Annotated in this window: 25 protein-coding genes; 16 read left to right on the forward strand and 9 right to left on the reverse strand. The window is 41.8% G+C overall.

Translation table 11 applies throughout. The annotated features are described in order from the left end of the window. Positions 1 to 57: 57 nt before the first annotated feature. Together FTU12_RS02620 and mhpT are read right to left on the reverse strand one after the other, a co-directional pair. Complete coding sequence (locus FTU12_RS02620; RefSeq protein ID WP_180113681.1) at positions 58 to 447, reverse strand: hypothetical protein; 390 nt, start codon at positions 445 to 447, stop codon at positions 58 to 60. A gap of 151 nt (positions 448 to 598) precedes the next feature. Then, positions 599 to 1,810, reverse strand: coding sequence for a 3-(3-hydroxy-phenyl)propionate transporter MhpT (gene mhpT, locus FTU12_RS02625; protein ID WP_180113682.1), 1,212 nt, complete (start codon positions 1,808 to 1,810; stop codon positions 599 to 601). 723 nt (positions 1,811 to 2,533) lie between these two features. Here mhpT and dapA point away from each other — a divergent pair. The 3 genes from dapA to purC are packed head-to-tail and all read left to right on the forward strand — an operon-like array spanning position 2,534 to position 4,810. Then, entirely contained in the window at positions 2,534 to 3,433 is a 900-nt protein-coding gene (gene dapA / locus FTU12_RS02630; RefSeq protein ID WP_078193262.1) for a 4-hydroxy-tetrahydrodipicolinate synthase, read from the forward strand. A 15-nt stretch (positions 3,434 to 3,448) separates the two neighbouring features. Further along, entirely contained in the window at positions 3,449 to 4,054 is a 606-nt protein-coding gene (locus FTU12_RS02635) for a lipoprotein-34 precursor (NlpB) (protein ID WP_078193263.1), read from the forward strand. Between the two features lie 36 nt (positions 4,055 to 4,090). Further along, positions 4,091 to 4,810: a phosphoribosylaminoimidazolesuccinocarboxamide synthase gene (gene purC / locus FTU12_RS02640; RefSeq protein ID WP_180041565.1), complete on the forward strand. Its 720-nt coding sequence runs from the start codon at positions 4,091 to 4,093 to the stop codon at positions 4,808 to 4,810. Positions 4,811 to 5,148: 338 nt separating this feature from the next. Here the strand turns inward: purC and FTU12_RS02645 are convergent, their stop codons facing one another. Continuing rightward, on the reverse strand, positions 5,149 to 6,420 hold the full coding sequence (locus FTU12_RS02645; protein ID WP_180113683.1) for a replication-associated recombination protein A: 1,272 nt from the start codon (positions 6,418 to 6,420) through the stop codon (positions 5,149 to 5,151). Positions 6,421 to 6,672: 252 nt separating this feature from the next. Between FTU12_RS02645 and FTU12_RS02650 the strand changes: the two genes are divergently transcribed. Together FTU12_RS02650 and FTU12_RS02655 are read left to right on the forward strand one after the other, a co-directional pair. Further along, entirely contained in the window at positions 6,673 to 8,469 is a 1,797-nt protein-coding gene (locus tag FTU12_RS02650) for an EAL domain-containing protein (protein ID WP_180113684.1), read from the forward strand. A gap of 20 nt (positions 8,470 to 8,489) precedes the next feature. Then, positions 8,490 to 8,966 carry a DUF523 domain-containing protein gene (locus FTU12_RS02655; protein ID WP_180113685.1) on the forward strand — a complete coding sequence of 159 codons (477 nt, stop codon included), beginning with the start codon at positions 8,490 to 8,492 and terminating at the stop codon, positions 8,964 to 8,966. Positions 8,967 to 8,993: 27 nt separating this feature from the next. Here the strand turns inward: FTU12_RS02655 and FTU12_RS02660 are convergent, their stop codons facing one another. Then, positions 8,994 to 9,446 carry a YcgN family cysteine cluster protein gene (locus FTU12_RS02660; protein WP_168379729.1) on the reverse strand — a complete coding sequence of 151 codons (453 nt, stop codon included), beginning with the start codon at positions 9,444 to 9,446 and terminating at the stop codon, positions 8,994 to 8,996. A gap of 167 nt (positions 9,447 to 9,613) precedes the next feature. On the opposite strand from FTU12_RS02660, the gene FTU12_RS02665 reads away from it, so the two are divergent. Continuing rightward, a complete protein-coding gene (locus tag FTU12_RS02665; RefSeq protein ID WP_005006601.1) occupies positions 9,614 to 9,772 on the forward strand; it encodes a DUF1328 domain-containing protein in 159 nt (52 codons plus the stop codon). Between the two features lie 170 nt (positions 9,773 to 9,942). Here FTU12_RS02665 and murJ read toward each other — a convergent pair whose 3' ends face one another. After that, positions 9,943 to 11,484, reverse strand: a complete 1,542-nt coding sequence (gene murJ, locus FTU12_RS02670) for a murein biosynthesis integral membrane protein MurJ (RefSeq protein ID WP_180022314.1) — start codon at positions 11,482 to 11,484, stop codon at positions 9,943 to 9,945. A gap of 86 nt (positions 11,485 to 11,570) precedes the next feature. Next, positions 11,571 to 12,143 carry a 1,6-anhydro-N-acetylmuramyl-L-alanine amidase AmpD gene (ampD, locus tag FTU12_RS02675; protein ID WP_078190631.1) on the reverse strand — a complete coding sequence of 191 codons (573 nt, stop codon included), beginning with the start codon at positions 12,141 to 12,143 and terminating at the stop codon, positions 11,571 to 11,573. A gap of 198 nt (positions 12,144 to 12,341) precedes the next feature. Between ampD and nadC the strand changes: the two genes are divergently transcribed. Further along, on the forward strand, positions 12,342 to 13,187 hold the full coding sequence (gene nadC / locus FTU12_RS02680; protein ID WP_180113686.1) for a carboxylating nicotinate-nucleotide diphosphorylase: 846 nt from the start codon (positions 12,342 to 12,344) through the stop codon (positions 13,185 to 13,187). Between the two features lie 73 nt (positions 13,188 to 13,260). Here the strand turns inward: nadC and FTU12_RS02685 are convergent, their stop codons facing one another. Together FTU12_RS02685 and rph are read right to left on the reverse strand one after the other, a co-directional pair. After that, the gene (locus tag FTU12_RS02685; RefSeq protein ID WP_168379723.1) at positions 13,261 to 13,500 is read right to left on the reverse strand and encodes a hypothetical protein; all 240 of its coding nucleotides are present in this window, start codon (positions 13,498 to 13,500) and stop codon (positions 13,261 to 13,263) included. A 150-nt stretch (positions 13,501 to 13,650) separates the two neighbouring features. Continuing rightward, positions 13,651 to 14,367, reverse strand: a complete 717-nt coding sequence (rph, locus tag FTU12_RS02690) for a ribonuclease PH (protein ID WP_078190634.1) — start codon at positions 14,365 to 14,367, stop codon at positions 13,651 to 13,653. A gap of 176 nt (positions 14,368 to 14,543) precedes the next feature. Here rph and FTU12_RS02695 point away from each other — a divergent pair, with 176 nt between their 5' ends. Further along, positions 14,544 to 15,221, forward strand: a complete 678-nt coding sequence (locus FTU12_RS02695) for a TetR family transcriptional regulator (protein WP_180113687.1) — start codon at positions 14,544 to 14,546, stop codon at positions 15,219 to 15,221. A 58-nt stretch (positions 15,222 to 15,279) separates the two neighbouring features. On the opposite strand, the gene FTU12_RS02700 is transcribed toward FTU12_RS02695, so the two are convergent. Further along, the gene (locus FTU12_RS02700; RefSeq protein WP_078190636.1) at positions 15,280 to 15,897 is read right to left on the reverse strand and encodes a thiol:disulfide interchange protein DsbA/DsbL; all 618 of its coding nucleotides are present in this window, start codon (positions 15,895 to 15,897) and stop codon (positions 15,280 to 15,282) included. A gap of 182 nt (positions 15,898 to 16,079) precedes the next feature. On the opposite strand from FTU12_RS02700, the gene ubiG reads away from it, so the two are divergent. The 8 genes from ubiG to FTU12_RS02740 all read left to right on the forward strand — a co-directional run bounded on the left by ubiG (position 16,080) and on the right by FTU12_RS02740 (position 21,864). Further along, complete coding sequence (gene ubiG, locus FTU12_RS02705; RefSeq protein WP_078190637.1) at positions 16,080 to 16,790, forward strand: bifunctional 2-polyprenyl-6-hydroxyphenol methylase/3-demethylubiquinol 3-O-methyltransferase UbiG; 711 nt, start codon at positions 16,080 to 16,082, stop codon at positions 16,788 to 16,790. Then, complete coding sequence (locus tag FTU12_RS02710; RefSeq protein WP_180022988.1) at positions 16,790 to 17,488, forward strand: HAD family hydrolase; 699 nt, start codon at positions 16,790 to 16,792, stop codon at positions 17,486 to 17,488. The genes ubiG and FTU12_RS02710 overlap by 1 nt, the downstream gene beginning before the upstream one ends. A gap of 36 nt (positions 17,489 to 17,524) precedes the next feature. Beyond that, positions 17,525 to 18,274 (forward strand): YciK family oxidoreductase, encoded by a 750-nt coding sequence (locus tag FTU12_RS02715; protein ID WP_078190639.1) that lies wholly within the window; start codon positions 17,525 to 17,527, stop codon positions 18,272 to 18,274. A 168-nt stretch (positions 18,275 to 18,442) separates the two neighbouring features. After that, a complete protein-coding gene (locus FTU12_RS02720; RefSeq protein ID WP_111885093.1) occupies positions 18,443 to 18,862 on the forward strand; it encodes a hypothetical protein in 420 nt (139 codons plus the stop codon). A 232-nt stretch (positions 18,863 to 19,094) separates the two neighbouring features. Continuing rightward, complete coding sequence (locus FTU12_RS02725) at positions 19,095 to 19,250, forward strand: hypothetical protein (RefSeq protein WP_168379727.1); 156 nt, start codon at positions 19,095 to 19,097, stop codon at positions 19,248 to 19,250. Positions 19,251 to 19,561: 311 nt separating this feature from the next. Beyond that, complete coding sequence (locus FTU12_RS02730) at positions 19,562 to 19,972, forward strand: RcnB family protein (RefSeq protein WP_078193274.1); 411 nt, start codon at positions 19,562 to 19,564, stop codon at positions 19,970 to 19,972. Between the two features lie 241 nt (positions 19,973 to 20,213). Then, a complete protein-coding gene (locus FTU12_RS02735) occupies positions 20,214 to 20,624 on the forward strand; it encodes an RcnB family protein (protein WP_168379728.1) in 411 nt (136 codons plus the stop codon). Between the two features lie 178 nt (positions 20,625 to 20,802). Beyond that, positions 20,803 to 21,864 carry an RNA-guided endonuclease TnpB family protein gene (locus FTU12_RS02740; protein WP_180113688.1) on the forward strand — a complete coding sequence of 354 codons (1,062 nt, stop codon included), beginning with the start codon at positions 20,803 to 20,805 and terminating at the stop codon, positions 21,862 to 21,864. Positions 21,865 to 21,938: the final 74 nt, after the last annotated feature.

Below are 21,938 nucleotides of genomic sequence, written 5' to 3' on the forward strand. Positions count from 1 at the left end.
TTGTCATGCATTTTCGGCGACTCTACTGATTCGCTCATATTTTAAAAGCCTTAGTATTCAGTCCTGTGCATAAAAATAAAATGACTGTCCTTCCTGACAATACCGATACTTGGGCAAATGCTCAACCAGCCGCTGTGCAAATCGTGGGTAAATACGGGCTTTTCGCCGAGTCGAAGCATGAAAATAAAAATATCGCGGTTGATGTTTAAAGATATATTTTAATAAATGGCTGCGTGTCTGTTGCATGACCTCAAATGCATTAATATTTTCAGCAACATCTTCTAGGGTAGGTTCATCGGCAAAGGCCAACCACGCATTTTTTCTCGGATGTTGGCGATGTCTTTGAAATACAGGTTTGAGTTCCAAAATAAATTCGTGCTGATGTAGATACAAACTAAATTCACGTTGATCAACTTTAAAAATTGCGACCAGTTTTCTTGCTGACATAGCCCCTCTACGTTGATTTTTTATTTTTTCATTCTGCTGTATTTTTACATCAAATACGTTTATTTATCTTGGCTTAAAGCATTAGTGCGACTTCTATTGTCGCCATAAAAAAGCCCGCAATATACGGGCTTTTTTTGATATGACATGTTCCTTAAGCTGGAATACGACGTACCAACAACAACATAAATACTGCAGAGATTGCGATACATGGAATCGCAGCGGTAATCACCCCTGCCGCACCAAAACCTGCTGCCAATAACTGACCCGCAATTGCAGGGCCTAACATTGCACCGACACGACCAACGGCTGAAGCTACTCCAACACCCGTACCACGTAACTGTGTCGGATACACGATACCACCGAAGGCATACAATACACCTTGGCAACCAATCACGAATGCACCGACTAAAGCTGACGCCATGTACATTTGAGTCAATGAACCTGCACCATTCAGCGCAAATAGACCTGCCAAAATACCGCCGTACATCAAAATGATCACATAAGCTTTCTTCCAACGATCAGTCAACATACCTAAAATGATCGTACCAATGGTTGCACTCACCATGAAGTAGAACTGCGCAGTTGCACCATCTTTACGAGTGAAACCGAGTTCGGTGAACAACGACGGTAACCAGCTCAACATGATGTACACCACCATCAAGGTGAAGAAGTAGCTCACCCAAATTGAGAAAGTACGTAAACGGTTTTCTGTGTTAAAGAGGTTTTTGAAAGCACCTTGTTGCACTTCGCCATTGGCGGTCGCTTGAACCGCTTGATCTTTGGCTTTCAAGAATTCACGCGATTCGGGCAGGAACCAAATCATCAATGGAATCACAACAATCGGTAATAAACCGCCTAAATAGAAAATATTTTTCCAGTTTGCACCGAAGTCCGTCATTGCGACCAATGATAAGATTGCCGCACCTACAGGCATACCACAGTACATCAAACCGACTGCACGACCACGATTTTGTGGCGTTACCGATTCAGATGCCAAGGTAATTAAAATTGGCATTGCTGCACCTAAACCTGCACCTGCAAGAAAACGTACAGCGAGTAAGCTATGGAAGCTATTTACCCATACCGTACATAAGGTAAAGATGGCGAACATCCCCGTAGACCAAATTAATACTTTTTTACGGCCCATTCGGTCTGCAATCCGACCACCCACCAAAGCACCAGGTAATAATCCTAAAATACCGGCACTAAAAAACACCCCTAGCTGCGAGCTATCCAGCCCGAAATATTCACGAATCCCTGCTGCTGCAATACCTGCAGCCTGAATATCCAGACCTTCGATTACGGCAATAAGGAAGCAGATTGCTACCGTGACAATAGCATGCTTATTATCTGACTTTTCCATTGGAGAATCCTTGTTGTCATCAGCGTTCAAATTAAGTCGCATCATCGCTGAGCCTTATAAAGGATATAACTACCAATAAGTTGAAGCCTTTCGTCCAAAATTGGATTACGTGCATGGTGTAATAGTTTTTGTGCTTTAAGTCACAAAGTCGTAAAAACAATTAAAAATTTAAAATAAAAAAATATGAATCGTGCAATGAACAGTCAAATCAAGCGATCTTTTTAAACACTCATAAAAACATGTCCATTTCTATTAGATATAAAAAAGATTATTACCCAAGTTTTTAACAATCATTTGTAATAAAACCCGAGCGAATTGATATAGTTTTTAAATCTTTAGTCATTGTTATTTAATCTTAAATTCTGATTAAAAAGCACGGAATACACATAGATCAACCTTTTGCTGATGATTTAATCAATCCCATCAACCATGCCAACCCTCTCGATTAAATAAAACATTTTCAAGATTCAGCCCCTGCTGAACAATTTTCAGGCTGCAAAAAAACCGCTATTTTACACTTGATTGTTTTAAGTTTGATTTGTATAAAGAATTTTATGGCTTTGACCAAAGCATATTGTTCTTATGCGTTTGATCAGTCATAATTTGCGTAAGCATTATTCAATTTGGGTATAGCCCAATGAACATGCTACAAATCAAAATTCGAAACCATCCAGAAATCAATATTTCATCTTGTCGGATGGACAAATAGGATAGCTTTTCAAAATGACTCAGCAAGCTCAGACCATTCAAGGTTCAATTGTCGCAATCGTCACCCCAATGTTTGAAGATGGCAGCGTAGATTGGAAGAGCCTCGAGAAGCTGGTTGAGTGGCATATAAAGCAAGGCACCAATAGTATTGTTGCTGTAGGGACTACAGGTGAAGCTTCTACCTTGAGCATGGCCGAACACACTCAGGTGATCAAAGAAATCATCCGTGTGGCGAACAAACGCATTCCAATTATTGCCGGCACAGGTGCAAACTCAACCCACGAAGCGATTGAACTCACCAAAGAAGCCAAAGAATTAGGTGCAGATGCGGCATTATTAGTAACACCATACTATAACAAACCGACCCAAGAAGGCCTGTATCAACACTACAAAGCAATTGCTGAAGCTGTTGATTTACCTCAAATTTTATACAACGTCCCTGGCCGTACCGGTGTAGACATGCACAACGACACCGTGATCCGTCTTGCTGATATTCCACAAATCGTAGGGATTAAAGACGCCACTGGCGATGTTCCTCGTGGTCAAGAACTCATTGAAGGCCTTAAAGGCAAAGATATGGTGGTGTACTCAGGTGATGATGCAACGGCTTATCAGTTAATGGGTTTAGGTGCTAAGGGCAACATTTCGGTTACTGCGAACGTGGCGCCAAAAGAAATGAGCGAAGTGTGTGCAAGCGCTTTGGCGGGTGACGCAGTCCAAGCCGAGCAACAAAACAATACTGTTGCAAATTTACATCAAATTTTATTTTGCGAATCGAACCCAATTCCTGTGAAATGGGCACTTCATGAGATGAACCTGATTGAAACAGGCATTCGCTTACCATTAACACCCCTTGCAGAACAATATCGCACTCCGCTTCGTGAAGCACTCATCACTGCGGGCGTTATCAAATAAAGAAGAGCAAACATCATGCAATTACGTTTAGGACTTAGCCTGGCACTTTCAGTGTTTACATTAGCCGGTTGTAGTTCACTTGCCTTTAATAATGGCACACTGGACTATAAACAAACCACAGATGTTGAACCACTGAAATACCCTGAAGGGTCGATGGTTCGTCCTGCAACGCCTTTGTATCCTGCTCCATCTGTTGACCCACTAGCAATTGAGCATGCACCAAAGCTTGAAAATAAGCGCGGCAATCGCTATGCCCTTCCGCGTCCAGCCGCGGAAAAAAATAATGTCGTTGCAGATTCCTCAACAGACAGTACAAATATTAGCCGCCCTCAACTATTGGTGGATGGAAATCAAAATCCACTGATCAAAGTTGAAGGAAATTCTGCTACAATTTGGCAATACACACTTGCTACCCTCAGCAGCCTTAACCATACCATTGTTGGTCAGAGCAAAAACCGTTACGAAGTAACCGTCAAGGTCGATCAGCAGACCTATGTCTTAAGACTTTCTTCTGTAGGTTCAAGCAATAACATCGCTGTGTTCAATGCCGATAACAGTTTTGCAGACAAAGAAAAAGCTGCAGATCTGTTAGCTCAGATTTACCAAAATTGGCCAGCCTAGTCGTACTAGGCATTTTTTCTCGAAAAAGGTTCCCTCATGTTAAAACAAACCTTGCTCTATACTGGTAAAGCGAAATCTGTTTATGAAACAGATAGTTCTGACCACCTCATCCTAGTTTTCCGTGACGATGCTTCTGCATTCAACGGTGAAAAAATTGAACAACTGGATCGCAAAGGTAAGGTGAACAACCGTTTTAACGCCTTTATCATGGAAAAATTGGCTGCGGCTGGTATCGAAACTCATTTCGAAAAACTTCTTTCTCCAACTGAAGTTTTAGTGAAAAAATTGACTATGGTTCCTGTAGAGTGCGTAATTCGTAACTATGCAGCAGGTTCACTTTGCCGTCGTTTAGGCGTTGAAGAAGGTAAAGAACTTACTCCGCCAACTTTCGAATTGTTCTTCAAAGACGATGCGTTAGGCGACCCAATGGTGAATGAATCACAAGCGATTGCATTAGGTTGGGCGACTGCAGAACAACTCGCTCAAATGAAAGAATTGACTTATAAAGTAAACGAAGTACTTAAAGGTCTATTCGATGCAGGCAACATGCTGCTTGTTGACTTTAAACTTGAATTTGGTCTGTTCCACGACCGTATCGTACTGGGTGACGAATTCTCTCCAGACGGCTGCCGTCTCTGGGACAAAGACACTAAGAAAAAACTCGACAAAGACCGTTTCCGTCAAGGTTTAGGCGGTGTAGTTGAAGCTTATGAAGAAGTTGCTGCACGTTTAGGTATCGACCTTTCTGATATCTAAGTCGTTCATCGATGTAAAAAACCGAGCTCTTTAGCTCGGTTTTTTAATGAAATATTACTCGATTAATCTATGATCGAAAAAACAAATGTTAACGATAAAAATCCTCTGTTTCACATTTAGCCAAGTTCACACTAAGATACCTACATACCAGGCAGCACCAGAATCTATAAGTTTTCAATGTGTATGCCGACCAAATTTTCCATCTACCCTCTAGGATGTATCTCCCCAAAGACATCCTATTTTTTCAGCCCAGCTCGCCTTGAGTTGGGCTTTTTTTTGCATGAAATAGACATAAAAAAGGGCGCCGAAGCGCCTTCCCATTATGATCATTCAAATTATTACTGCTGTTGTTGTTGCATCCAACGTCGTTGCTGCAAACGCTCACCTTCGACTTCACGTTTATTGCGTGCAGACTCATACAGCTTAGTGCCTTTCAGTTCAGGCGGCATATAATCCTGCATGACAAAATGCTCAGGATAATTATGTGGATATAAATAGTCCACGCCATAGCCTTGCTCTTTCATCAATTTGGTTGGTGCATTTCTCAAATGTAGTGGCACAGGTAGATTCGAGGTTTTTTCTGCCAAATCTAAGGCTTTGTTGATGGCCAAATAAGTACTGTTACTTTTAGCACTGGTTGCCAAATACACCGCACATTGCCCCAAAATGATTCGACACTCAGGCATACCAATTGCCTGCACAGATCGGAAACATTCTCCAGCCAACAGTAAAGCATTTGGATTTGAGTTGCCAATATCTTCAGATGCCGCAATCAACATACGACGGGCAATAAAAACAGGATCTTCACCACCTTTGAGCATTCGAGCCATCCAATACAAAGCGGCATCTGGATCACTGCCTCGAATCGACTTAATAAAAGCCGAAACTAGATCATAATGCTGTTCGCCCGATTTGTCATAGCGTGCAATATTTTGCTGCGCAACTTTGACTACCACCGCATTGTTAATGATATTTTCTAAGTCTGGCTCAAACGTACTGGCGATTAAATCTAAAAGATTTAATGCTTTACGAGCATCACCTGCGGCAAATTGAAATAAAGCTTCATATTCTTCGATTTGAATATAACGCTCTTTTAAAAACGAATCTTGGTGAATGGCTTGATCCAATAAGCGCTGAATTACGTCATTATCCAGAGCATTTAAGGTATACACCTGACAACGCGACAATAAGGCATTATTAACTTCAAATGAAGGGTTTTCTGTGGTTGCACCAATCAGGGTAATTTTGCCCTTTTCAACTGCATTCAGTAAGGCATCTTGTTGTGACTTATTAAAGCGATGAATTTCATCAATAAACACCACAGGTGTCAATAAATCTCCACCATCGGCGATGATTTCACGTAACTCTTTCACCCCAGTATTGAGCGCAGATAAACTAATAAATGGTCGGTCAACGGCCTGCGCTAACAACAATGCAATTGTGGTTTTACCTACACCCGGAGGTCCCCAAAAAATAATCGATGGCAAATGCCCTTGGTCAATCATCTGGCGTAACGGTGCATTTTCACCCAAAAGGTGATCTTGTCCAATAATTTGCGATAAATCATGAGGACGCATGCGTTCAGGAAGAGGAATTTGGCTGTCTGACATCTTATTATTTCGTTTCCGGCAATTGGGGACGTTTTTTCTATTCTAACACTGCCTTGGCAGAATCTTTGCTTTATTCGGTATTCAATTTAGGAGGGTGGTTTAATGTCGTTATTTAAGTATCTTGCATGTAAAAATCCTTAGGCGAATGTTAACTATAATGTAACAAGAGATCTTATCCCTTATCGATCAAATTAAAGTATGATCGGCTAGATATCCCATTTTTAGCTTGCCTGACCCAATTGGACAGATTGTATGAAGCAATCATTAAAGCAAAAGCAAATACCTCAAGTTCAACAAGGCATTGATCTATCTATATATTCATTTCAACAAATGCCTCAAGCCAAGAATATACAATTACAACATACCCAATGTGCAGAATTACGAGAAAAACTCGACAGCCGTAATCAAATGTTAGATGCCAGTGTCGACTGTATTAAATTATTAAGCCTAGACGGTCATATTCTGCATATGAACCGCGCTGGTTGCTTAGCTCTCGGTGTGTCGCCGACTGAAACTGAGTTTGGTATATCATGGCACAAATTATTGCCTGAAGAAGTCCGCGACGCGTGTCTGAATGCTTTTGCAGAAGCCAAACAAGGAAAAACTTCTCGCTTTGTCGGCATGAGCCAAGTGGCCGATGAACCCATGGCTTATTGGGATAACATGCTCAGCCCAGTATTCAATGAATATGGTCAAGTCAAAGAAATTCTCTGTGTCTCCCGTGATATTACGGTACAGCGACTGGCGGAAAATAAACTCCAACGGATCATTGAACAGGATGATTTAACAGGTTTATTAAACCGCCGTGCGTTTAGTCGAGTCTTTAAAAGTCACTTAAGAGTGGCACGAGAACATCAGCAACAACTGGGTTTGTTATTGATCGATCTGGATTATTTTAAGCATATTAATGACACCTTAGGGCATAGTGCCGGAGATCATTTACTGCATACCCTTGGACAGCGTTTTCAGCACTGTTTTGATGCAAATATCGTGGTTTCACGCTTAGGTGGCGATGAATTTGCCATTTCTATTCCGAACTTAAAATCGCAACAACAATTAACAGATATTGCCAGCATCGCCTGTCAGCAAATGGATATGCCGATTTTCTATAATGGACAAAGCATCAATATAGGTATGAGTATTGGCTGTGCGATCTACCCACGCGATGCACAAAATTCCTCGAATTTACTTAAATGCGCAGATATTGCACTGAATGATTTAAAAGGCAGTGGTCGTGGTGGGGTGCGAATGTTCAACCACACCATGTTTAAAATTCTTGAAAACACCACTCGCCAATTAACGCTAGCCCGCAGCCTGATTAAGTCCAATCAAATTATTCCGTTTTATCAACCCAAAGTTCGCCTTTCTGACAGTCAAGTGGTCGGCTTTGAAGCTTTGCTGCGTTGGTACGATAAAGACCAACAATTACAATTACCTTCTCAAATTTTTGCTGCATTTCAAGATTATGAATTGGCTTCACGCATTAGTGAAACAATGCAAATTAAAATCTTTCAAGATATTCAAAAATGGATTGAACTTGGACTGCAACCGCTACCGATTTCAATAAATGCTGCACCTGTCGAATTTTTACGTGATGATTATGCGGAAAAACTACTGAATCGCTTAAAGCAGTTTGGTATATCACCAGATATTATTGAGGTCGAAATTACCGAGCAAAGCCTGTCAGAACGTGGCTCAAATTATGTGATTCGCGCCCTCAATTTATTGAAAGACCATGGCATCCACATTTCTTTAGATGATTTTGGTACAGGTCATTCATCATTAACACGTCTAAGTAACTACCCTGTCGACTGTATTAAAATCGACCGTAATTTTGTGGAACGCATGCATACCGACTGTTCAGCACTTGCCATTGTCAAAGCGATTACACAAATTGGTGCGAGTGTTTCCCTGAATATATTAGTCGAAGGTATAGAGAAACCGGAACAGGTCGATACCTTAAAAGAATGTAATTGTCATACTGGACAAGGTTTTTACTTTTATCGTCCGCTCAGTTATGACCATGCGATGGAACTTTTGAGTCACTAAAACTTGTGGAGCAAGACACGATGACACTGAAGTATTTAGTCAGTGCCTGTCTGGCAGGCCAACCCGTTCGTTATGATGCCAAATCAAATACACAAGCTGCGATTTGCCAACTGATGCAGACTCACCAAGTCATTACGGCCTGCCCAGAAATGATGGGCGGCCTGAGCTGTCCACGTTTTCCTGCAGAAATTCAAAATGGTCAAGCCACTGATGTGCTCAATGGTACAGCCCAAGTCAAAGATGTCTTGGGCACAGATGTCAGTGCTGAATTTATCGCGGGTGCCCACCGCATGTTGGAATTGGCCCAATTGCATAAGGTTGATGTGGTGGTCTTAAAAGATCGTAGCCCGTCGTGCGGCAGTCATTATATTTATGATGGCACCTTTACGCGTACAAAAATTGAAGGCTATGGAGTAACCACAGCACTCCTCAAACAGCATGGTTTTCAGGTTCTGTCAGAACAAGACTTTCTGGCCATGATACAAGATCAACTCTAGCCCCAAGATAGAGCGTATCTATGTCCTTTAGCGTACCCAACGCACAATATAATCTTCAATATCATCAGGGTTGACGTCTTCTTCACTGATGCAACGCCCTGCGGCAGACTTTCGTGCCTTCAAAATACTGTCACGACTTCCCGTCACGAGATGATGCCAACGCGGTAAATCTTTACCTTCAGAAATTCTACGATAAGCACAGCTCGGCGGTAGCCAATGAAATTGGTGAATTTGTTCAGGTGTCAGCTGTATGCAGTCTGCAACGTGTGATTTGCGATTTGGATAATCGGAACAACTGGCAGTTTCACAATCTAAAAGTTTGCATGCCACTTTGGTGTATGCCACCTCTTGCGTATCTTCATCTTCAAGCTTGATTAAACAACACAGCCCGCAACCATCACAGAGGGACTCCCACTCCAAATGAGTGAGTTCAGTCAAAGCATGCTTTTTCCAAAAATGTGGGCGTAGAGTATCGGTCATCTTCTCGCTCGCAACGAAGGTGGCAGGCATATTAACTGAACCCGCACATAAATTCCTTGTTTAAGTTACCGAATATTGAACATTAAATAAACAAAAGAATACATAGCATGCTTTCTGTGACTCCTATACTGATGAGACAGAATAAAAAATCACATGGAGATAAAACTATGTTCCGCTGGGCTATTATTTTCGCTGTAATTGCATTGATTGCGAGTCTGCTAGGTTTTGGTGGTGTTGCAGGCTTATCCAAAGACTTTGCTGTTATTCTTTTGGTTATTGCAGTCATTCTCGCAATTGTTGGTTTCCTCTCTCGAGGAAAAGTTTAGGCGACTGAGTGACTGATTCAATGTCGTTTTAAACTACAAATTACTCCCCTCAGACTCATGAATCAGAAACCTATGTTTTTATCATCTTGAGTCTCAATCAAAAAAATAAGAGCCTATGGGCTCTTATTTTTTACATCAACGTCAAACGCATTACGCTGTAGGTTTTAGCTTTAAGGTTTTAAGTGACGAGGTCTAAAGCCGGTTGCAATTAAAGCAATCCCATAAGCAGCAATGCCAATCACACATAAGATGATCACTTCCGCGACACGCATCCACGCAGATACATCACCGTTGTACCATGTTAAGCCATACCACAGTGCAGCAATCATCACAGCATTGGCAATCGCAAACTGAATCACCAATTTTTTCCAATGCGCACCAAAACGGAAAATATTGCGCTTATGTAAATAAAAATACAGCATCCCTGCATTCACTAAAGCGGAACCCGATGATGCCAATGCCAAAGCCATATGCTCAGCATGCCAATCAATCAGTTTAAAGAACCCAATAAACACCACGTTAAGAATAGCATTGGCTGCGACCGCCATTAAACCTACACGTACTGGAGTTTTTGTATCTTGCTGCGCATAAAACCCTGGTGCAAACACTTTGATGAGCATGAATGAAATCACACCAGCACTCATACATTGCAATGCTAATGCAGTCATTTGTGTATCTTCAAAGCTAAATTGACCACGTTCAAATAAGGCCTGAATAATAGGTGTCGAAAGCATGAACAGCGCAATACTGGCAGGCACACCCACCAAGATAATGACTTTAGCCGCCCAATCAATCATACGACGGAATTTTTCTTGATCTTGTTCAGCATGACGCGCAGACAACGAAGGTAAAATTACGGTACCAATGGCCACCCCAATCAAACCTAAAGGCAGCTCGGTCATACGCTCAGCACTATACAGCCATGATACTGAACCATCTTGCATGAAAGACGCCCAAATGGTGTTCAACAGCAGGTTGATCTGCGTCACTGAGACACCAAACAGCGCTGGCAGCATCAACTTCATGATGCGATCAACACCTTCATGTTTGAAGTCAACTTTCGGTGGAATCAGTAATTTTTTACGCCATAGCTCTGGAATCTGAATCGCCAATTGTAAGAAGCCTGCAGCGACAACAGACCAACCTAAAGCCATAATTGGCTCAGCCATATAAGGGGTTAACCATAGCGCACCGGCAATCATCGCGACATTGAGTAACACTGGAGCGAACGCAGGTGTACTGAATGAGCCATAACTATTCAAAATACTACTGGCAAATGCTGTTAAGGACATAAACAGTAAGTAAGGAATCGTTAGGCGGAACATATCGGTGGCTAACGCAAACTTGTCTGCATCACCATGGAAACCCGGTGCATAGATATAAATAATCGCGGGTGCGGCCACCATCGCGATGAACGTCAAGCTGGTCATCACCAGACCTAAACAGCCAAAAACACGGCTAATCAGAATCTGGACTTCGGCATGGGTTCGACTGGTTTTATATTCAGTCAATACAGGAATAAAGGCTTGTGAAAATGCCCCTTCTGCGAATAAACGCCTAAAAAAGTTAGGAATACGAAAGGCAACCACGAAGGTATCGAAGTCTTTACCTGCACCAAATACATTTAACAGGACAATATCCCGTACCAGTCCCAATACACGGGACAACATAGTCATTGCACTGACAATGACTGTCGAACGCCAAAGCGCCATCGGTATTTCTCACTTTTGAAAGTGCGCCTATTGTAATGAAACTCGTCAAGGAATTTCATTGGTTTATTAAACGCAGTGTGTATTGTTTATTTGTTTTTAAAATGATGCAGCTGCTGACGAAAAGCGTTCCACTCAAAAAATGGACCCGGATCAGTTTTACGTCCCGGTGCAATATCTGAATGCCCTGCAATATGTTGTTGAATTTTAGGATAAGCCTGTTGTAAACATGCCACGACCTCGGTCAGTACGGCATATTGTGCAGCCTCAAAAGGTAAATCATCACTTCCTTCGAGTTCAATGCCTATCGAATAATCATTACATTCTTTTTGTGCTAAATAGGTTGAACGACCTGCATGCCAAGCCCGATCATTAAAATTGACAAACTGTAGGACTTCACCCGTACGTAGAATCAATAAATGTGTCGATACCTGCATCCCTTCAATGGTTTGAAAATAAGGATGTTTCGACCAATCCAACTGATTTTGGAAAAATTGTTCGATATAACCACCGCCAAACTGTGAAGGTGGCAAACTAATATTATGAATGACGACAAGCTGAATTTCGGTATCTTCAGGACGCTGGTTAAAATTCGGTGATGGAATTTGACGCGCACCTAGCAATTGCCCATCCTGCACCTGAAATGTTGTTGCTTGTGACATAAAAAAATCCTGTGTCTAAGCCGGCCTGCAATGCTGCAGATCAAAACGCCGAGCCCTACTTGAAAGGTTTAATGCTAAAACTTTCACATTGAAATCTCAATTCAAGTCTGTGAAAGGAGTTAAAAATCGCTCATTTTTCATGAACAATGCTAATATAACGCGCACATTTTCCTGGGTTAAAAAGATACGGAACTTCTTATGAGCATATCGCAATCTTTGCTTGAACAATCAATCCAAATCAATATTCAACACGCACTACAAGAAGATATTGGCGAAGGCGATCTTACAGCCCTGTTAACTCCAGAAGATGAACAAGCCACTGCAACGATTATCAGCCGTGAAGAGATGATCTTGGCAGGTCAGCCTTGGGTCAATGCGCTCATTCAAACTTTTGATGCAAGTGTACAAGTCACTTGGTTGAAAAATGACGGTGACCGTGTGGCCGCAGGCGAAGCCTTTTTAAAACTCGCAGGTTCTGCGCGTAGCTTACTGACGGTTGAGCGTCCAGCCTTAAATTTTGTACAAACCTTATCTGCAGTAGCGACCAAAACCGCTGCCTATGTCCAGCAGCTTGAAGGTTTGCATACTCGTCTACTCGATACCCGTAAAACCTTGCCAGGCCTACGTATTGCACAAAAATATGCGGTTGCTGTCGGAGGTGGTCAAAACCATCGCTTAGGTTTATTTGATGCGTTTTTAATTAAAGAAAATCACATCATGGCAGCAGGTGGCATCCAACAAGCGATTGCCAAAGCACACCAGATTGCACCGGGCAAACCTGTGGAAGTTGAAGTCGAAACTTGGGATGAACTCAACCAAGCATTGGAAGCAGGTGCGGATATTGTGATGTTGGATAACTTTAGTCAGCAACAAATGATTGATGCCGTTAAACACGTCAATGGTCGCTGCAAACTTGAAGCGTCAGGCAATATCACTATTGCAAACTTACGTGAAGTGGCAACGACAGGGGTCGATTATATTTCGATGGGTGTGCTCACCAAAGATGTCACAGCGATTGATTTATCGATGCGCTTTAATGCCTAACGCTCTAGACTTACTCTAAACATAAATAAAGGGTGCTATTGCACCCTTTTTGATGCTTAACCTCTAGCATGACTTAATCATCATCTTGCTGTTGTTTTGCACCTCGTTGATCTTCATGTTCAGAGTCCTTTTCATGCGCCGCATCGTCTTCATGCTGCTCGCGCTCATCTTGATCATCGTCCTGATCTTTTGAGTTTTCACTTTGTTCAGAAAAACGACCACCTTCACGCTCTTGATCCTGATTCCCAAAAAAATCACAACCACTGATCAACAATACGCTGAACAAAGAAAAATACATCATCCAATTTTTCATATTTAGTCCTTCAAAGCATCCTGATCCTATTAATTTGAGTCAAAGACACGCTACTGAATAGCCGATTCGTGTTGGATTTTCTATATTCAACGCATAAAAAAACGCATCCGAAGATGCGTTCTTTATTCAGTTTGAACTGAATCAAACAACTTACCAGCCTAAAGCTTCTTGTTGTTTTTTGATCAATTCTTGAATGCCTTTTTCAGCCAATTCAAGCATTTCATTACACTGTGTACGTGTAAATGGTTTGTCTTCTGCTGTACCTTGAAGTTCAATGAACTCACCAGCTTGTGTCATCACTACGTTCATGTCTGTTTGGCAGCTTGAATCTTCTTCATAGCAAAGATCAAGTAATGCTTCGTCTTGATACATTCCTACAGAAATCGCAGCAACTAAACCTTTTAATGGATCTTGTTTGATTTTTTTATTTTCAAGCAAGACATTCATCGCATCGACCAAAGCAACAGCTGCACCTGTGATTGATGCTGTGCGTGTACCGCCATCTGCTTGAATCACATCACAGTCGATGCTGATGGTATTTTCACCCAATTTTTTCAAATCCACCATCGCGCGTAAGCTACGACCGATCAAACGTTGAATTTCTTGAGTACGACCGCTTTGTTTACCACGCGCCGCTTCACGGTCAGTACGTGTATGTGTTGAACGAGGTAACATGCCATATTCAGCAGTCACCCAACCCTGACCTTTTCCTTTAAGGAAACGCGGCACTGAGTTGTCGACACTTGCAGTACAAAGAACTTTTGTATGACCAAATTCAACCAATACAGAACCTTCCGCATAACGTGTGTAGTTACGGGTAATTTTTACTTCACGTAATTGATCTAATGCTCGTTGGTCGATACGCATAATGAGTCCTTAATCTGACAAAATTGATTGCGGCACATTATAACAGAAGGTACAGCCAGATTCGGGATGCATTCGTGTGCATTTACAAAATCCATTCATCCAAGTTTTGATAGGCCCATCGTACGACATCAGGAAATTTGTTAGACTGAAGCCACGCAAAATTCAGGACGAATTGCATGTCGATACGGGAAGAACGTAAGCAACAAAGTCGTAAAGCCATCCTTGATGCAGCGCTTGCATTAAGTACTACGGGCCGTTCTTTCAGTAGTCTGAGCTTACGCGAAATTTCCCGTCATGTCGGCTTGGTTCCTGCTGCGTTTTATCGCCATTTTCAGGACATGAACGAGCTCGGCTTGGAGCTGGTCGACCAAATGGCCTTGCACCTTCGCAATGTCCTCAATCAACTGAGTCAGCAATGCTTTCAAGCACCCGATGCACGTACACGACAGAGTCTGGATTATTTATTTCATGCCGTAGAACAATTTCCTGAGGCATGGATGTTTCTCATTGCAGAGCGTTGGGGTGGTTCAGCTTCCTTAAGACAAGCCATTACACGTGAGTTTAATTTTCTCAGTACCGATTTGGCCCATGCACTGGCTCAAGTTGAAGCGACTCAACATATTCAATCCGAACAAGACCTCAAAGTATTGGGACAAATTTTGTTTGAATTGGCCTTGAGTTGGGCAATGCAGTGGATTGACTTACATCGACATGTTGACCTTCCACAACGTACTGATGCGCTACAACAATTTCGCCGCCAAGCTCAGACCCAAGTTCAGCTCTTATTTCGTGGCATCTTACATTGGGATCGATCTTTGGCTCAAATCGCTGATCCACAAAATTTATCGCCCTAAACTCAAAATGTGCTGTCATAAAAAAGCCGCATCTTGTGCGGCTTTTTTATGACATCTGTTATTTCGCTTTACGTTCTTTATCAACAAGGAATTTCACGATTTCAACGGTACGTGCATCTTCACCTTGTACGATGTATTTACCATTGACGGTAATCGCAGGCACGCCGCTCAATTGATATTGAGCCGCTAAGTTTTTCGCTTGAGCAATTTTTGATGACACAGCAAATGATTTAAATGTGCTGTTAAATTTCGCTTCAGGAACACCATAACGGGTGTAGAACTTCGCAAATGCGCCTTGTTCTAAGATATTTTTCTGACCCACATGAATGTCATGGAACAATTGTAAATGTGCTTTTTGACGAACGCCCAGTGCTTCTGATGCATAGTAAGCACGTGCGCCTTGTTCCCAAAGTGGGTTCATTGCTGCAGGTGTACGGACAAAACGTACATCTTTAGGCAATTGCTTTAACCACGTTTGCATATGTGGTTCTAATTTAAAGCAATGTGGGCAACCGTACCAAAAGAACTCACGAACTTCGATTTTACCCGGACGTTCGACTTTAATCGGTTTTGGAATAACCGTGTAATCAGTCCCCGCGACAAATTGTGCTGCCATCGCACTGCCGGAAAAAGCCAAAATAGCTGTTGTAATCGTGCCTAAAAGGAATTTTTTCATTGAACTTATCGTCCTCAAAATCATTATGATTAGTTTATGGCAACACTATAAATCAAATCTGTCGATTTCGTTTTCATTCTGTGAACTTTTTTAAGGCTTTTATCGCTTTTTTTTCAGGACGCGCTACACTAACTCCCATAAACTTTTTTCTAAAATATAAAGACTTGATTGAGGTGCAACCGATGTCGCAATTGAATGTTGATCCACAAGAAATTGCCAAATTTGAAGCTTTCGCAGCCATATGGTGGGATCAGCATTCTGAGTTCCGCCCTTTGCACATGATTAATCCTCTGCGTTTGAACTGGATAGATGAGCATTCAAATGGCATCACTGGCAAGAAAGTATTAGATGTGGGCTGTGGCGGCGGTATTTTAGCTGAAAGCATGGCACGTCGTGGCGCGCAAGTATTGGGTATCGACATGGGCGAAGCGCCATTAAATGTTGCACGCCTACATGCCGAACAAGAAAATGTGCAAAATATTGAATATCGCCAAGTGCCTGTAGAGCAATTGGCAGAAGAACAAGCAGGTCAATATGACGTCGTTACCTGTATGGAAATGCTCGAACATGTACCTGATCCAGCATCAATTATTTTAGCGTGTCAAAAACTGGTAAAACCGGGTGGTCATGTGTTCTTCTCGACCATTAACCGTAATCCTAAAGCGTATTTGTTTGCGATTATTGGAGCGGAATATGTTTTACGTATGTTGGCGAAAGGCACTCATGATTATTCCAAGTTTATTAAACCTTCAGAATTAGCTCATGATATTCGTCAAGCCGAGTTAAAACTCAAAGATATGACTGGTTTACATTATAACCCGATCACCAAACGCTATTGGCTCGCACCGAATGTGGATGTGAACTACATGGTTCATACGGTGAAAGAAGCCTAATGAAAGCTGTACTCTTTGATCTTGACGGTACACTGATTGATACCGCGGCTGATTTTATTCGTATTATTCAAGACATGTGCCGTGACAAAGGCATTGCGGTGGTCAGTGCAGAAGACATTCGTGTACAAGTATCTGAAGGCGCGCGTGCGATGGTCAAACTGGTCTATCCAGAGTTAGACGTTGAAGATCCTGTCTTTCTGACACATCGTCAACGCTTTCTAGATCTGTATGGTGCTGATATAGCCGTCGATACAGACCTTTTTGAAGGCATGTATCCGCTACTCGATGAACTGGAACAGCATCAAATTCCGTGGGGTATCGTCACCAATAAACCGCGCTCACTCAGTGAAGCGTTGCTCAAAGCGCTGAATTTAACTGAGCGCTGCTCGGTATTGGTTTGCCCAGATGATGTCAGTAAAACCAAGCCAGACCCAGAGCCGATGTATTTAGCCGCCAAGCACATTCATCTAGATGCTCAAGATTGTATCTATGTCGGTGATCATCCACGTGATATCGATGCTGGTCGTAATGCGCAGATGTACACGATTCTTGCGGCTTATGGCTATTTACCTTTACAACACAAAGATGACTTAACAGCTTGGCATGCAGATTGTATAGTGAAGACTGTTGCTGAACTGCATGAAGTCATTCATGATTTGGTCATCAAACCGAAAACGCTCAACACAGCGACTTTATAACGATAGAACACAACACAATAAAACGAGGAGGTACGGATGAAATATTCAGAATATCAACCTCGCCCCGATCTGCTCAAAGATCGCATTATCCTGATTACAGGTGCGGGCGATGGTATTGGCCGTGCGGCTGCCCTCAGTTATGCCTTACATGGCGCAACCGTGGTCTTACATGGACGCACACTGAATAAACTAGAAGTGATTTACGATGAAATTGAAGGCTTGGGTGCCCCCCAACCGGCGATTTTACCGCTACAACTGTCTAGTGCCTCTCCTCGTGATTATGAGCTGTTGGTCGATACCTTAGAAAAGCAATTTGGTCGCCTTGACGGCATTTTGCATAATGCCGGGATTTTGGGTGAGCGGACTGAACTAGAACATTATCCTGTGGATGTATGGGATGATGTCATGGCGGTGAACCTTCGTGCGCCTTTTGTACTGACTCAAGAGCTGATGCCATTACTGCAAAAATCTGAGCATGCCTCAGTGGTCTTTGCCAGTTCGGGTGTGGGACGTGAAGCCCGTGAACGTTGGGGCGCATACTCAGTCTCAAAAATTGCCATTGAAGCCGTGAGTACATTGTTCGCCAAAGAAAATGAGCATCCCAATATTCGTTTTAACTGTATTAACCCCGGTGCGACACGTACTGCCATGCGTGCAAAAGCTTATCCAGACGAAGATCCAAAAACTTTGCCTACGCCTGAAAGCATCATGCCTGCATATTTATATTTAATGGGTGACGACAGCTTGCATTTAACCGGTGCCAGCATAGATGCCCAAGATGAATAGGGTGAAAACCCAATTTAAAAAGGAAGCGCAAGCTTCCTTTTTTATGTCTTGAATCCTTACAACGCATCATTAACCGAATGATTTTGCAGTGCCCACGCGAAAGTCGACTTGAGTTTTTAGCAAATTTGCCGATACTTGGGGCATTCTTTAAAAACATTGGATTGATACATGTCTGACTTTAGCAATATTACAGTGACTCCAACTGAGGATGGCATGGTTAACCTACTGGTCGATGGTCAACCGATTTCAGCAAAATATGGCATGAAATTCGACCCGAGTATCGTGGACGATTTAAAAGGCTTAGATGTCGGTCAAAATGCAAAATTATTTGAACAATTTATTTTTTCGCATACTGACTTAAACTTTGAGCATGCCTATTTCTATGTCACTTGCATTCAAAAGCAAGAAGCAGGCTTTCAAGTGATCACTAACTTTGTTTATCGTATCATTGCGCAAGATCAAGCACCGTTTGAGCATGTGATTACCAAACAAGGTGCAGCAATGACACCTGAAGATATTAATGAATTTATTCAAGCTCATATTCAAAAATCATTAACGGATTATACCGACCTGAAATACGCATACTAATTACGTTCCAAGTGACACATTTAGAACTAAAAAGGGCCATTTGATGCCCTTTTTTTAAACCCTTAGATTAGCATTTGAAATTCAACAAGCTTTGATCAATAGACAGCTTCATTACCCAACTTTCCATTGATCGTATTTTTAAATTATTTTTATAATAATATTCGGTTTTTCAAATTAAGTATAAAAGCATAGACTGCTTGCCGTGACATAGACCGACGGCAAGGAGACCCAAATGGCTGATCAAACACGCAAAATTGAAACCATTCGTTCAATTGAAAACTTACAACTGACTGAAAATTTGATCTCTGCAATGGACGATGCCGAGCAAGCTGAATCTGTGGCTCAAGCAATTTATTCACTCCAATGCCTAAACGAGCAGTGGTACTGAAACCCGAAGTTACTCAACATTTTCAGTCTTTCATCTCTCCTCTCATTTGCCTGTCAAGACTTGATGGGCTGTTTTGATCGTGCTTACAATAGACCTCAAATTTAATCAAAGCTGAATTGCAAGGATAAAAAGCGCGCATTATCGGACCATCTCTTTCAAGATGGAAAGATTGTTCCCGGCGCCAAATTTATCGCATAATATCCGCAATCTCTTCGTTTTATTTAAAGAAATATTCATCTTTCTTCACAGTTTCTCTGCATTTAATGCGTACAGTAGTGATATTGAAGATAAATTACTCATGAGGGTTGAACATGAAAAAGATTTTGCCAATTTTGGCTATTTCTTTCAGTGCTTTAATAGCAAGCAGCATCACGTCTGCAGCGCCTCACTTCAAGAACGATGAACGTGGCTTTGATGGCCCACGCGGCAATGCATATGGTCAAATGAAAAAAGATCGTGATTTCCGTGGTTATCAGGACGATGACGATCTTGAAGATCGACGCCGTATGCGTGAACAACGTGGAGTCAAACGTTTGCAACAACATAAATGGCAAACGGGCTATGTGATGCCACAGCATTATCGTGGTAATGGTTATAAAGTCGATTATAAAGACCATAACTTACCTAAACCATCGCGTAATCAGCAATGGTATAAAATCAATAATGACTACATATTGGTCAACTCAGATAGTAACAGTATTCTGAAAATTTTAGGTATGTAAGCCATTTTGAATTAAATTTCGCCATATTTTTTAAAGCCCAGATTAACTCTGGGTTTTTTTATGAGGTTTTTCAACATTTAACCGAAAAGCCTGATGCTGCCTAGCTTTCAGGTCATTTACACACCTTCAAATTTCCTCCATACATTTCACAATTCAACTATATTGCCCCCACGCTTTCTCTGAACTTTCTCGCTAATTTTGAATCATCGAAAAACAGATTAGAAATGTATAGAGGTGTCCCATGAACAAAATCGTATCGAGTTTAGTTCTTTCCGTATCGGCTTTGATGGCAACAACAGCAGCCATTGCTGCGCCAGACCATCGTCAAGATGACCGCCGTTACCATCCGTCATACCAACATCAAGACAACCGTTGGGACAAAGATCACCGTCCGAGTAATTGGAATAACAACAACCGTTATGACAATAATCGCTACGACCGTAATGACTTTCGTCGTGTAAATCCAAGCCGCGATTGGCGTGTTGGTCAAAGCTTTCCTCGTTATTTCGATTCAAGCCGCTACAAAGTGAGTGACCGTGAAGCGCGCCGCTTACCGAACACCGGTCGTTATCAACAATGGTACAAAATCAATGGTGACTACGTGCTAGTCAATGATCGTACCGATCGCATCATTCGCATTAAGAATGGCTAATCATTCGACGATCTCTTAAGTCCCTTTCCCAACACCTGAACACTGTTCAGGTGTTTTTTTATCAAATGGAGCGTAAAACTCTGTCCTTCAGGTCAGAGATATAAGCGACACGACCTGAAGTGTCGTTTGATTTAACTAAGGACTATTTTCCTTGAGTTTTGATTGTTAATATAAGTACATGAAAACCCTTAAATTACGTATAAAAGACAAACATTGCAAGGTGTTAGACCAACTAGCATCAGAAGTGAACTTCGTCTGGAATTATGTCAATGATTTAGGGTTTAGGCATTTGAAGCGGAAAGGTGAATTTCTCTCTGCTTTTGATATTGCCAAATATACGAAAGGCACATCCAAAGAATGTAATTTACATAGTCAAACCATTCAGGCTGTAACTGAAGAATTAGTCACCCGAAGAAAGCAATTTAAAAAGGCAAAGCTGAAATGGCGTGTCAGCAATAAAAAATCAGCAAGGCGCTCTTTGGGATGGATTCCCTTTAAAAAGGTGGCTATCAAATATGCCAATGGATATGTCCAGTATGGAAAACACCAATTTAAGCTTTGGGATAGCTACGGTTTAAGCAAATACACGTTAAAAACAGGTTCATTTGTAGAGGATAGCCGTGGGCGTTGGTATGTATGTCTTGTTGTTGAATCGCCTAAGCAAGATAAATCGACAGCAACCAAAGCGATTGGTATTGATCTAGGCTTAAAAGATATTGCCACCTGTTCTGATGGCACTGTAATTTCAAATCCAAAATTCTATCGAAAATATGAGCAGAAATTAGGTATTGCTCAGAGAGCCAGGAATAAGAAGCGTGTTCGTACATTACACGCCAAGATTGCAAATAGCCGAAAAGATCATTTGCATAAAGCAAGCACCAAGCTTGTGAATGAAAATGTATTGATTATTGCAGGTGACTTGAGTGCTAAAAAATTAGTAAAAACCAAAATGGCAAAATCTGTTTTGGATACAGGATTTTCGGCACTAAAAACAATGCTCAAGTATAAATGCGAGAACGCAGGCGTATTGTTTGAAGAAGTCCAAGAAGCCTATACCACCCAAATCTGTTCGTGCTGCGGTGAGATCACCTCAAGTAGTCCAAAAGGTAAGACAGATCTTGGAATAAGAGAATGGGAGTGCATGAGCTGTGGTACAGCTCATGATCGAGATATAAACTCAGCTCTAAACATTCTTGCGCTTGGGCATAAGCGTCTAGCTGTAGGAATCACCCTCGTTTAAGGGGGTGAGGATGTCAAATTTGCTTTCCGCTGTCATATGTTTTTGTTTAGAATCATCCATACCAAAGCGAATAA

The sequence above is a fragment of the Acinetobacter sp. YH12063 genome (assembly GCF_013419715.1).
GTDB classification, from domain to species: domain Bacteria; phylum Pseudomonadota; class Gammaproteobacteria; order Pseudomonadales; family Moraxellaceae; genus Acinetobacter; species Acinetobacter amyesii.